This is a genomic window from Burkholderia cenocepacia (assembly GCF_900446215.1).
GTDB classification, from domain to species: Bacteria; Pseudomonadota; Gammaproteobacteria; order Burkholderiales; family Burkholderiaceae; genus Burkholderia; species Burkholderia cenocepacia.
This window is the reverse complement of record NZ_UAQZ01000012.1, coordinates 314,369-326,932: the sequence shown is the minus strand read 5'-3', so window position 1 is coordinate 326,932 and position 12,564 is coordinate 314,369. Positions and strand designations below refer to the sequence as shown.

At 68.2% G+C, this 12,564-nt stretch carries 11 protein-coding genes; 3 read left to right on the top strand and 8 right to left on the bottom strand.

Annotated features, from left to right (window positions below; translation table 11 throughout):
- Positions 1-127 precede the first annotated feature (127 nt).
- Positions 128-2,470: an NADP-dependent malic enzyme gene (locus DTA15_RS18895; RefSeq protein ID WP_034178301.1), complete on the bottom strand. Its 2,343-nt coding sequence runs from the start codon at positions 2,468-2,470 to the stop codon at positions 128-130.
- 134 nt (positions 2,471-2,604) lie between these two features.
- On the opposite strand from DTA15_RS18895, the gene thiL reads away from it, so the two are divergent.
- Genes thiL through DTA15_RS18875 form a run of 3 tightly spaced genes read left to right on the top strand, consistent with a single transcriptional unit; the run spans position 2,605 to position 4,670 of the window.
- Entirely contained in the window at positions 2,605-3,603 is a 999-nt protein-coding gene (gene thiL, locus DTA15_RS18885) for a thiamine-phosphate kinase (protein ID WP_006496735.1), read from the top strand.
- The gene (locus DTA15_RS18880) at positions 3,593-4,138 is read left to right on the top strand and encodes a phosphatidylglycerophosphatase A family protein (RefSeq protein ID WP_006493898.1); all 546 of its coding nucleotides are present in this window, start codon (positions 3,593-3,595) and stop codon (positions 4,136-4,138) included. The genes thiL and DTA15_RS18880 overlap by 11 nt, the downstream gene beginning before the upstream one ends.
- 31 nt (positions 4,139-4,169) lie before the next feature.
- Entirely contained in the window at positions 4,170-4,670 is a 501-nt protein-coding gene (locus DTA15_RS18875; protein WP_006488662.1) for a CinA family protein, read from the top strand.
- Between the two features lie 32 nt (positions 4,671-4,702).
- On the opposite strand, the gene DTA15_RS18870 is transcribed toward DTA15_RS18875, so the two are convergent.
- The 7 genes from DTA15_RS18870 to DTA15_RS18840 all read right to left on the bottom strand — a co-directional run bounded on the left by DTA15_RS18870 (position 4,703) and on the right by DTA15_RS18840 (position 12,476).
- A complete protein-coding gene (locus DTA15_RS18870; RefSeq protein ID WP_006488664.1) occupies positions 4,703-5,761 on the bottom strand; it encodes a hypothetical protein in 1,059 nt (352 codons plus the stop codon).
- Positions 5,762-6,001: 240 nt separating this feature from the next.
- The gene (gene pyrF / locus DTA15_RS18865; RefSeq protein WP_006483119.1) at positions 6,002-6,829 is read right to left on the bottom strand and encodes an orotidine-5'-phosphate decarboxylase; all 828 of its coding nucleotides are present in this window, start codon (positions 6,827-6,829) and stop codon (positions 6,002-6,004) included.
- Positions 6,830-6,868: 39 nt separating this feature from the next.
- A complete protein-coding gene (locus DTA15_RS18860; RefSeq protein WP_020979358.1) occupies positions 6,869-7,930 on the bottom strand; it encodes an aldose 1-epimerase in 1,062 nt (353 codons plus the stop codon).
- Positions 7,931-7,980: 50 nt separating this feature from the next.
- On the bottom strand, positions 7,981-8,787 hold the full coding sequence (locus tag DTA15_RS18855) for an SDR family NAD(P)-dependent oxidoreductase (RefSeq protein ID WP_006491029.1): 807 nt from the start codon (positions 8,785-8,787) through the stop codon (positions 7,981-7,983).
- Positions 8,788-8,815: 28 nt separating this feature from the next.
- Entirely contained in the window at positions 8,816-9,832 is a 1,017-nt protein-coding gene (gene araH, locus DTA15_RS18850; RefSeq protein ID WP_006491027.1) for an L-arabinose ABC transporter permease AraH, read from the bottom strand.
- A gap of 69 nt (positions 9,833-9,901) precedes the next feature.
- Positions 9,902-11,413 carry an L-arabinose ABC transporter ATP-binding protein AraG gene (gene araG, locus DTA15_RS18845; RefSeq protein ID WP_006491028.1) on the bottom strand — a complete coding sequence of 504 codons (1,512 nt, stop codon included), beginning with the start codon at positions 11,411-11,413 and terminating at the stop codon, positions 9,902-9,904.
- 67 nt (positions 11,414-11,480) lie between these two features.
- Complete coding sequence (locus DTA15_RS18840; protein ID WP_006491025.1) at positions 11,481-12,476, bottom strand: arabinose ABC transporter substrate-binding protein; 996 nt, start codon at positions 12,474-12,476, stop codon at positions 11,481-11,483.
- Positions 12,477-12,564: the final 88 nt, after the last annotated feature.

Here is a 12,564-nt window from a genome sequence, read left to right as displayed (position 1 = left end):
TTTGCGGGAAGCGCGTGTGCGCCCTGCCCGGTGGCGTGCCCGTTGCGGGCACGCCTCTTTTTGCTTTTGTTTACAATTTTCCCGGGCGCGCCACGCCGGTTCGACCGGGTGGCGCGTTCGTTCTGGCTCAGCGCGCGGCGTTCACGTCGGCGACCAGCAGCGCCGCCATGTTGACGATGCGACGAACGGTCGCCGATTCGGTCAGCACGTGCACCGGCTGCGCGGCGCCCAGCAGGATCGGCCCGATCGCGATGTTGTTGCCGGCGGCCGTCTTCAGCAGGTTGTACGCGATGTTGGCGGCGTCGATGTTCGGCAGGATCAGCAGGTTCGCGTCGCCTTCCAGCGTCGATTCCGGCAGGATCTCCTTGCGCAGCGCCGCGTCGAGCGCGACGTCGCCGTGCATCTCGCCGTCGACCTTCAGTTCCGGTGCGGTTTCCTGCAGGATCGCGAGCGTATCGCGCATCTTCTTCGCCGACGGTGCGTTGCTCGTGCCGAAATTCGAGTGCGACAACAGCGCGACCTTCGGCTCGATACCGAACCGGCGCACTTCTTCCGCGGCCATAATCGTGATCTCGGCCAGTTCTTCCGGGGTCGGATCGACGTTCACGTGCGTATCCACGAGGAAAATCTGGCGGCCCGGCAGCACGAGGCCGTTCATCGCCGCGTACACGCTGCAGCCCGGACGCTTGCCGATCACCTGGTCGATGAAGTGCAGGTGGCGGTGCGTGGTGCTGATCGTGCCGCAGATCATCCCGTCCGCTTCGCCCTTCTTCACCAGCATCGAGCCGATCAGCGTCGTGCGGCGGCGCATTTCGACGCGCGCGAGCTGCTCGCTGATGCCCTTGCGCGCCATCATCTTGTGGTACGTCTGCCAGAAGTCGCGGTAACGCTCGTCGTGCTCGGTGTTGACGACCGTGAAATCGGTGCCGGGCGTGAGGCGCAGGCCGTAGCGCTGGATACGGTGCTCGATCACCGACGGGCGGCCGATCAGGATCGGCTTCGCGAGCTTTTCGTCGACGATGATCTGAACGGCACGCAACACGCGCTCTTCTTCGCCTTCCGCGAACACCACGCGCTTCTTCTCTTCCGGCGCGGCGCGCGCGATCTGGAAGATCGGCTTCATCGTCGTGCCGCTGTGATACACGAACTGCTGCAGGTGGACGCGGTACGCCTCCATGTCCTCGATCGGGCGGGTCGCGACGCCGCCGTCCATCGCGGCCTGCGCGACGGCCGGCGCGATCTTCACGATCAGGCGCGGATCGAACGGCTTCGGAATCAGGTATTCGGGCCCGAACGACAGATCCTGGATACCGTATGCGGTCGCGACGATGTCGCTCTGCTCGTGCTGCGCGAGCTCGGCGATCGCGTTGACGGCCGCGATCTCCATTTCACGCGTGATCGTCGTCGCGCCGACGTCGAGCGCGCCGCGGAAGATGAACGGGAAGCACAGGACGTTGTTGACCTGGTTCGGGTAATCGGTGCGGCCGGTGGCCAGCACGGCGTCCGGGCGCACTTCGAGCGCGAGCTCCGGCAGGATTTCCGGCGTCGGGTTCGCGAGCGCGAGGATCAGCGGGCGCTCGGCCATACCCTTCACCATCTCCTGCTTCAGCACGCCGGCGGCCGACAGGCCGAGGAAGATGTCCGCGCCGTCGATCACCTCGGCCAGCGTGCGCGCGTCGGTCTCGCGCGCGAAACGCTCCTTGTCCGGATCCATCAGTTCTGCGCGCCCCTTGTAGACCACGCCGGCCAGGTCGGTCACCGTGATGTTCTCGAGCGGCAGCCCGATGTCGACCAGCAGGTCGAGACACGCGAGCGCGGCAGCGCCCGCACCGGACGCCACCAGCTTGACCTTCTTGATGTCCTTGCCGACGACCTTCAGGCCGTTCGTGACGGCCGCGGCCACGACGATCGCGGTGCCGTGCTGGTCGTCGTGGAACACCGGGATCTTCATCCGCTTGCGCGCTTCGCGCTCGACGATGAAGCAGTCCGGCGCCTTGATGTCTTCGAGGTTGATCCCGCCGAAGGTCGGCTCCAGCGCGGCGATCACGTCGACGAGTTTGTGCGGGTCCGACTCGTTCAGCTCGATGTCGAACACGTCGATGCCCGCGAACTTCTTGAACAGCACGGCCTTGCCTTCCATCACCGGCTTCGACGCGAGCGGGCCGATGTTGCCGAGACCGAGCACCGCCGTGCCGTTCGTCACGACGCCGACCAGGTTGCTGCGCGCGGTGAAACGCGCCGCGTTGAGCGGATTCTCGACGATCTCCTCGCACGCGTACGCCACGCCCGGCGAATACGCGAGCGCGAGGTCGCGCTGGTTGATCATCTGCTTGGTCGGGGCGATCGCGATTTTGCCGGGGGTCGGAAATTCGTGATAGTCGAGCGCGGCTTCGCGCAGCTTGGCTTTGGAGGAGGCTTGGGTGGACATGTGTCTCGTGACGGGCGGATTAGAATAACTGTTCGACGGCATTGTAGCGCCAATCATCGGCCGCCAGACCGGCGATTCGGGTGCAACAGCCGCGACAAAAATGTACTGGATAGTGCAGGAGCGCCGCCACTCGCCTCGTACAATGCCGTTCCTTTCACCGTTTCGGATCGCCCGCCGTGCCAGCCGCCCTCTCCGAGTTTTCGCTGATCGAACGCTTCTTCACGCGCCGCGCCGCGCAGGGCGCGCGCGCGTCGACGCTCGGCATCGGCGACGATTGCGCACTGATTGCGCCCCGATCCGGGAAATTGCTGGCCATTTCGACGGACATGCTGGTGGAAGGCCGACATTTCTTCCCCGACGTCGCGCCCGACGCGCTCGGTCACAAGACGCTCGCGGTCAACCTGTCGGATCTCGCCGCGATGGGCGCTGAGCCGCGCGCGTTCACGCTCGCATGCGCGCTGCCGCGCGCCGATGCGGCGTGGCTCGAGGCCTTCAGCAACGGGCTGTTCGCGCTGGCCGAGCGATACGGCTGCGAGCTGATCGGCGGCGACACGACGAGCGGGCCGCTGAACCTGTGCGTGACCGTGTTCGGCGAAGTCGCGCCGGACGCGGCGCTGCGGCGCGATGCCGCGCGCGACGGCGACGACGTGTGGGTATCCGGCACGCTCGGCGACGCGCGCGCGGGCCTCGGCGTCGCCCGCGGCGAGTGGACGGCCGGCGCGGACGAAGCCGCCGCGTTCCGGCACGCGCTCGAGCGGCCCGAGCCGCGCGTCGCGCTCGGCCTCGCGCTCGCGGGCGTCGCGCACGCGGCGCTCGACCTGTCGGACGGCTTGGCCGGCGATCTCCAGCACATTCTGACGCGCTCGAACGTACGCGCCGAGATCGACGCCGACGCGGTGCCACGCTCGGCCGCGCTCGCGACGCTGCCGGCCGACGTGCAGCGCCGCTGCACGCTGGCGGGCGGCGACGACTACGAACTGTGCTTCACCGCGCCGGTGGCAGCCCGCGCGGCGGTCGAAGCGGCGGGCGCCGCGGTCGGCGTGCCGGTCACGCGAATCGGTACAATACGCGCGTTGTCCGCGCCGTCGGCGCACCCCGCCATCGCGTGGCGCGACGCCGCCGGCGCGCCCCTCGCTCTCACGTTGCACGGCTTCGACCACTTCCATGCAGACTGATCCGACGCCCGCGCGCGCCGCGGCCGAGCCCGGCGCCGCGCCACCCGCGCCGACCCGCGTGACGGCCCGCTTCATGCTGTCGCACCCCGCGCATCTCGTGTCGCTCGGCTTCGGCAGCGGCCTCGCGCCGATCATGCCCGGCACGTTCGGCTCGCTGTTCGGCTGGCTCACGTTCGTCGTGCTCAACCGCTACCTGACGGTGCCCGAATGGTGGGTGCTGATCGCCGTCGGCTTCATGGCCGGCACGTGGGTCACCGGTTTCACCGCGAGGAAGGCCGGCGTGGCCGATCCGGGCGCCGTCGTCTGGGACGAGATCGTCGCGATCTGGCTCGTGATGCTGTTCGTCACGCCCGCGACCTTCGTCGGTCAGCTGTGGGCGTTCGTCGCGTTCCGCTTCTTCGACATGCTCAAGCCGCCGCCGATCCGCTACTTCGACCGCCGCCTGAAAGGCGGGCTCGGCATCATGGTCGACGACCTGGTCGCCGCGTTCATGACGCTGCTCGTGATCGCGCTGTGGCGCTCCGTCGGCGGCTGACCGATTTCCCGACTCCCGTTTCCCGACGCGCATGCCAACCGATTCCGTCGTCCATCAGCTTGCGATCCGCGCAGGCAACAAGCTACGTGACGAGCACCTCACGCTCGCCACCGCCGAATCCTGCACCGGCGGGATGATCGCCACGGCGATCACCGACATTTCCGGCAGCAGCCAGTGGTTCGAGCGCGGCTTCGTCACCTATTCGAACCAGGCCAAGATCGAGATGATCGGCGTGCCCGCCGACCTGATCGACAAGCACGGCGCGGTCAGCGAGCCCGTCGCGCGCGCGATGGCCGAAGGCGCGCTGCGCAACAGCCGCGCGCAGGTCGCGCTGTCCGTCACCGGCATCGCGGGCCCGGCCGGCGGCAGCGAGAAGAAGCCGGTCGGCACCGTGTCGTTCGGCTGGAGCAACCGGCTGCATACCGATGTCGAGACGCTCGTGTTCAAGGGCGATCGCGAACAGATCCGCACGCAGGCAGCCGCGCATGCACTGCGCGGGCTGCTGAAGCTGCTCGACGAGCGCGAAGGCTGACCGGCCCGGGCGCGTGCCGCGCCCCTGTTCGGTTATTGAATCGCGTCGGGCTTCACGACGATCCAGTTCTTGTCCGCCGTCACCGGCAGGCCGAGCGACTTCTGCTTCGCGGCCGATTCGTCCGACCACGCGCGGATCTGCACCATCTGCTTGTCCTTCTTGTTGACCCACACGCGCACGCCGCCGCGCGCGACGTCGGTCGCGTTCAGCAGCATGTAGCCGTCGGACGTCGGCGTGTCGCCCGCGACGAGCACCGGCTTCTTCCACTGGTCGATCCAGCCGACGATCGAACCGAGCTTGCCTTCGTACCACGTCATCGGGTTCATCAGGAACGGCGTGATCACCAGCGCGCGGTTCGCGGCCTCGTCGTACTTGCCGGCCTTGATCTGCAGCCGCGACGTCGTCAGCGCGCCGGTCGCCGGATTGCGCAGCAGCGTCGTCACGCCGATCACGTTCTGCGGCTTCACGTTGTAGCCGTACTTCGGGTCGGCCAGCACGAGCCGCGCGAGCTCCTCGTGCGCGGCCGTCATCACGTAGACCTCGATGCCGTTCTCGCGCAGCGCGTTGTACAGCTCCTGCATCCCGCGGAAGAAGCGCGGCGGATTGACCGTGCCGTCGACCACCTTGTCACCCTGCCAATAGCGGATCGGGATCGGCTTGCCGTCGGCGAGCATCGCGTCGACGTGGCGCTTCAGGTCGGCGAGCGACTGGCCGGCGAACGCCTGCGCGATCCACGGATAGCAGACCAGATCGTCGATCTCGCACAGCCGGTAGTAGTAGCTCGTCAGCGACTCCTTGTAGTCGGCGGAATCCTTGAACGGGATCAGCTTCAGCGACGGGTCGAGCGCGTCGCGCGTCAGCACGCCGCGATTTTCGAGGTACGGCAGCAGCGATTCCTCGAGGTCGTAGCGGTAGGTCGTGTTGTCGGCGTCGAACACCGCGTAGTCGCCGCGGTTCGCGTGCGCGGCGATCATCGCGTTCAGCGCCTTCGCGCCGTCGGCCGGCCAGTGCGACAGATCCGCCGCATGGGCGAACGTCATGCACAGCGACGCGGCGAACGCGCTCAGAAGACGGCGGGACAGCTTGGGCATGGCGTCGCTCCCTTTCTTGACGTTTTCGTGACGGATCGATGACAAGCCGCAGCATCGCGCGATTGGTGCGCGGGGATGCGGTGCGGAAGCGACGGGAAGTTGTCCGCGTGCGCCAGCGCGCGCCGGGCCGGCAGAGGAGCGGAAAAACGGGAGGGAAGCGGCGGGCTCGCGCGCGGGAGCACGCCGGCGCCGGCTGCCCGGGCGGGCGCTGGCGCCGGCCCGGACCACCGGTGCGGCCGATCAGCGATGCGCGTTGATCGTGTCGCGCGTCTTCTGCGCGGCGAGCGCCGCGGCTTCGGCGAAATCCTCGCCCTTGCTCGCGTACAGGATCGCGCGCGACGAGTTGATCATCATCCCGGTGCCGTCCGCCGTGCGGCCTGCGTTGACGGTCGCCTGCACGTCGCCGCCCTGCGCGCCGATGCCGGGAATCAGGAGCGGCATGTCGCCGACGATCCCGCGCACGATCTCGATCTCCTTCGGGAACGTCGCGCCGACCACGAGGCCGAGCTGGCCGTTCTTCGCGTTCCATTTGTTCGCCGCGAGGTCGGCGACCACCTGGTACAGCGGCCGGCCGTTCGTGTCGAGGAACTGCAGGTCCGAGCCGCCCGGGTTCGACGTGCGGCACAGCACGATCACGCCCTTGCCTTCATGCTCGAAGTACGGCTCGACCGAGTCGTAGCCCATGTACGGATTCACGGTGACGGCGTCCGCGCGATAGCGCTCGAACGCCTCGCGTGCATACTGCTCGGCCGTGCTGCCGATGTCGCCGCGCTTCGCGTCGAGGATCACGGGCAGGCCCGGATGCTGCAGATGGATGTGCGCGATCAGACGTTCGAGCTGGTCTTCCGCGCGATGCGCGGCGAAGTAGGCGATCTGCGGCTTGAACGCGCTCGCGTACGGCGCGGTCGCATCGACGATCTGCCGGCAGAATTCGAAGATCGCGTCGGGCTGGCCGTCGAACTGCACGGGAAAGCGCGACGGCTCGGGGTCGAGGCCGACGCACAGCAGCGAATTCGTGCGTTGCCACGCGGCGCGCAGCGATTCGATGAAAGTAAGCGGGGAAGACATGGCGGGTACTCGCGGCAAACCGTTGGTAGACCGCGTATTTTACCCGCGTCGCCGGCGCCCCTCGTGTGTCGCGGCATTGCTGCGCGCATCGGCGCGCTCGACGGTGAACGCGAAACGCCGCGTGAGCCGCTCGCCGGGCGCGAGCAGCGTCATCCCGTGCGCGGCCGCGCCGCCCGGCAGGTTCACCGCATTGATCGGATGATCGACCGGCTCGAAGCAGAAGAAATCCTCGCCCGGCGGCGTGTAGAGCACGTATGCGTCGGCGTCGGCCGCGACGGTCAGCGACAGCCGCCGGCGCGGCCAGCTCACCGTCGCGTGGCCGCCCCAGCCGGTGAACGCGTGATTGACGAGCGTGGCCGGCAGCGGATACGCGACGCCGAACTGCCAGGCCGGCGGCACGCTGACGTGCCGCACCGGCAGGAAATCGGCGCCCGACAGCCACAGGCCGCCCGCCGCCGCGGCCAGCTCGGTCGCCACATCGCGCACCAGGAACGGATGCACGCCGAGCCCGAACGGCAGCCGCGCGCGTCCCGCGTTCTCGATCGTCAGCGCGATCGACAGCGTCGCGTCGTCGAGCTCGAACGACTGGATCGCGCGGAATGCATACGGCGCGCCGGCCGTCCGGTCGAGCGACAGTTGCAGCGACGTGTCGGTCGCATCGTCGACCTGCCACGGCGCGAGCCAGCCGTCGCCGTGGATCGGCAGCGGCTCGTCGCGACGGTTGCGCGGCACCGCGACCTTGCGCCCGTCGCATTCGAAGCGCCCGTCGCCGATCCGGTTCGAATACGGCAGCAGCGGATAGCATGCGAGCTCGTTCGGGTCGGTCGCCGTCTCCGGGTGCTCGCAACGGCGGAACACCGGCACCAGCGCGCCGTTCTCGCCGCGCCAGTCGAAGCGCGCGATGCCGCCGCCGAGGTGCGGCAGCACGTCGAGCCGCAGCGACGCGTTCGACAGCGTGACGGCCGCCGCATGCGCGGCGCCGACGCCCTGCGCGAACACGGCCGTCTGCGGGCCGGGGCTGACCGGCTGGGCGGCGGCGGCCAGGCGCGCGCGGCGCGACTGGCTGGTGGACGACGATGCGCGCGAGGACGTGGCGGTCATGGTGAGCTCCTTTCCTTCGTCGAAGAAACGATGCAGGTCGGTGCGAACGGTCAGGCCCAGCCGCCGTCGACGATCACGTCCTGCGCGGTGATCATCCGGCTGTCGTCGGCCGCGAGAAACAGCGCCATCCGGGCGAGGTCGGCCGGCAATAGTTCGGCGTCGATGCACTGGCCGGCCTTGATCGCCGCGCGGCCCGCATCGTCGAGCCACAGCCGGCGCTGCTTGTCGGTCATCACCCAGCCCGGCACCAGCGAATTCACGCGGATGCCGAACGGGCCGAGATCGCGCGCGAGGCCGCGCGTCAGGCCCTGCACGGCCGCCTTCGCCATCACGTAGACGGGATAGCCGCCGTTCTTCAGCATCCAGCTGATCGAGCCGAGATTGATGATCGCGCCGCCGCCCTGCCGCTTCATGTCGTCGATCACCGCCTGCGCGGCGAAGAACTGGTGACGCAGGTTCACCGCGATGCCCGCGTCGAACGACGCGGGCGTCACGTCGCCGATCGCGTGGCGCGTGTCGTTCGCCGCATTGTTCACAAGCACCGCGATCGCGCCGATGCGCGCGCGGATCGCGTCGATCGCCCCGCGCAGCGCATCGATGTCGGTCAGGTCGCACGGCAGGAACAGCGGCGCATGGCGCACGTGCGCGAGGCGTTCGGCCAGCGCGGCGCCGGCCGCCGCGTCGAGGTCGACGAACGCGACGCGCGCGCCCTGTTCGGCGAAGTGCTCGACGAACGACGCGCCGATGCCGGTCGCGCCGCCCGTGATCAGCACCGCGCGATCCTCGAGGCTCGGGTAGCGCGCGAAGCGCGCGTCGCTCGCGGCGTGCGAGTCCGGCGCGGAAGTATCGATGGTCATGCGGATCGTCTCCGTGGAAACAGGTCGGTCAGTCGCGTACGCCGCGGTTCTTCAGCTGGTCGAGCAGCACGGCCGCGAGCAGGATCGCGCCACGCACGAGGTACTGGTAGAACGCGTCGATGTTCAGCAGGTTCATCACGTTCTCGACGGTGCCCATGATCAGCACGCCGATCACGACGCCCGAGATCGTCGCGCGGCCGCCCATCAGCGACACGCCGCCGAGCACGCACGCGGAGATCACGTTCAGCTCGAAGCCCTGCGCGGCGTTCGGCTGGCCCGACGTGATGCGCGACGCGAGAATCACGCCCGCGAGGGCTGTGACCGCGCCCTGGATCAGGAAGATGTACACGCGCGTGCGTTCGACGTTGATCCCCGCGAGCCGCGACGCTTCCGGATTGCCGCCGATCGCGAGCGTGTTGCGGCCGTACACGGTCTGGTTCAGCAGCACGCCGAAGCCGATGAAGCACAGCAGCGTGACCCAGATCGGCAGCGACACGCCGAACATCGACATCCCGCCGAGCGCGATGAAGGTATCCGACGACACGCCGACCGCCTGCCCCTTCGACACGATGAAACCGAGCCCGCGCACGATCTCCATCGTCGCGAGCGTCGTGATCAGCGCGTTGATGCGCAGGTACGCGATCACCGCGCCGTTCACGAAGCCGATCGCGGCGCCGGCCGCGACCGCCGCGACGATCGCGACGAACGTGTTGTCGGTCGCGTTCAGCACCATCGCGCACAGCACGCCCGAGAACGCGACGGTCGAGCCGATCGACAGGTCGAAGTCGCGCGACGCGAGACAGAACATCATCGTGCACGCGACCATGCCGATCTGCGAGATCGACAGCGCGAGGCCGAGCATGTTGTCGATCGAGAAGAAGTGATCGACGGTCAGCGACATCGTGATGAACATCACCGCGAAGATCGCGATCAGGCTGTATTCGGTCAGATGCTGCCACCACTTCTGGCGGTCGCTCTGCTGCGGAACCAGCGCGTCGGCCGACGGCTTCACGGCGGCGCTGGCCAGGTTTTCGTTGACTTGCATGATGTGTCTCCTGCTCCTGCATCGCGCGGCCCGCGCCGCGCGTGTTCGATTCGAATGTCGTATGCCGCGTCAGGCCGCCTCGGCCGCGCTCGTCTGCGGCAGCGCGAGGTTCAGCACCGCGTGCTCGTTCGCCTGCGCGCGCGGCAGCTCGCCGGCGATCCGGCCTTCGCGCATCACGACGACGCGGTCGGACACGCCGAGCACTTCCGGCAGTTCCGACGACACCATCACGATCGCGCAGCCGCGCTCCGCGAGCCGGTAGATCACGTCGTAGATCTCGTGCTTCGCGCCGACGTCGATGCCGCGCGTCGGCTCGTCGAGGATCACGACCTTCAGGTCGGGCTCCGCGAGCCAGCGCGACAGGATCGCCTTCTGCTGGTTGCCGCCCGACAGGAAGCGGATCTTCTGGCGCCGGTTCGGCGTCTTGATCTTCAGCCGCTGGATGAAGCGGTCGGCCGTTTCGCTCTCGGCCTTGCCGTTGATGAACAGACCCGCGCGCAGCGAATGGCGGCGGCAGCTGATGTTGATGTTCTCCGAGACCGACGCGATCGCGATGATTCCTTCTTCCTTGCGGTCCTCGGGGCACAGCACGATGCCGTGGCGGATCGCGTCGCCCGTGCGCTTCACGTCGATGCGCGCGCCGTCGAGCGTCAGCACGCCCGCGCGCCGGCGGTCCGCGCCGTACACGAGCCGCATCAGCTCGCTGCGACCCGCGCCGACGAGCCCGAAGAAGCCGACGATCTCGCCCGCGCGCACCGAGAAGCTTGCCGGTTCGCGCAATGCCGGCCCGTCAATGCCTTCGGCGGAAAACCGCACGTCGCCGAGCGCGCGCGGCGCGTAATGGTAGATGTCCGCGATCTCGCGCCCGACCATCTCGGCGACGAGCCGCTCGCGCGGCACGTCGGCCAGCGCTTCGTGCGACGCGATCTTGCGGCCGTCGCGAAAGATCGTGCACGCATCGCACAGCCGGTAGATCTCGTCCATCCGGTGCGAGATGTAGATCAGCGCGCGGCCCTGCGCACGCAGGTCGTCGACCAGCTTGAACAGCACTTCCGTCTCGCGATGCGACAGCGAGCTCGTCGGTTCGTCGAGCGCGATCACGCGCGCGTTGCGCATCAGCGCCTTGCAGATCTCGACCATCTGCCGCTGCGCGATCGACAGCCGCCCGAGCCGCGCATCGGGATCGAGATCGACGCCCATCTCGGCGAGCCGCTCGCGCACGTAACGCTTCGCCTCGCGTTTCCTCACCCAGCCGAACGCGTTCGGCAGGCGGCCGAGCAGCAGGTTTTCCGCGACCGTCAGGTCGGGCACGTACTGCAATTCCTGGTGAATCACCGCGATGCCGGCCGCGATCGACGCGGCCGCATTCGCGAACTGCACGGGCTGGCCGTCGACCAGCACGCTGCCCGCATCGGGCTGATATTCGCCGCCGAGAATCTTCAGCAGCGTCGACTTGCCCGCGCCGTTCTCGCCCATCAGGCCATGCACCTCGCCCGCATGCACGTCGAACGAAATGCCATCGAGTGCGCGCACGCCAGGAAACACCTTGCCGATATTGTCAAAACGCAGTGCCGCTGACACGTCGTCTCTCCACTTCAGAATCGATCGACCGCCGGCCGCCGCATCGCCGCGGCAGCCGGCGGGCCGCTTACTTCGACGCGAGCCCCATCTCCTCGCGCACCTTCGCCACGTTGTCGCGCGTCGCGAGCATGCCCGTCGTCAGCGTCAGCGGCGGCGGTGCCTTGCCCTGCGTGATCCACGCGTACATCAGGTCCGAGGTTTCCTCGCCGTGGCGCTTCGGGCTGATGATCACGGTGCCGTAGAAGCCGGTCGGCTGCGGCTTCTTGAACTCGTTCAATGCCGAATCGGAACCGCCGATGCCGATGCCGATCATGTTGTCGGCCTTGAAGCCGCGCCCTTCGGCCGCGCGCACCGCGCCGAGCACGGCCTCGTCGTTCAGGCCGTACGCGACCCAGTGCTTGAACTGCGGGTTCTTGGTGAGTGCGATGTTCGCCGCGTTGAACGCGTTCTCGGTGTCGGTCTTCGCCTGCGGTGCCGCGATCACGTTCGCCTTCGGGAAGCCGGCGGCGACCAGCGCGTCGGTCGCGCCGCTCGTGCGGTCGTGCGCGGTCGGCAACTGCTCGTAGGTGATGTCGATCGCGCCGACGTCCTTCATGTCCCAGCCGCGCTTCTTGATCTCGGCCGCGATGCCGTCGCCGACCTGCTTGCCGATGTTGTACGCGGAAATCCCCATGTGCGGCACCGACTCGATCGGCTTGCCCGCGCCGTCGACGAGGCGGTCGTCGACCGTCATCATCTTCAGGTTGTGCGACTTCGCCTTCGCGACGATGCCCGGCCCGAGCTTCACGTCGGGCGTGCAGATGATGAAGCCCTGCGCCTTCTGCGCGGACAGGTTGTCGATCGCGCTCATCACCTTCTCGCCGGACGGCGCGCCGATCTTCACGAGCGTGAAGCCCTTCTGCTTCGCGGCGATCTCGGCGAATTTCCATTCGTCCTGGAACCACGGCTCCTCAGGCTGCTTCACCAGGAAGCCGATCTTGACCGGGTCGGCCGCGTGCGCGACCGGGCTGCCCATCACCACCGCGGCCGCAGCGGCCAGCGTTACGAACGTTCTGCGTTTCATCTCCAGTGTCTCCTTGTTTTCATCGAACAGGATGCAGCCGCTTGTTGGTTTCGACGCAGCGTGCGCGCGGCCGTCGCACGTGCGGTCT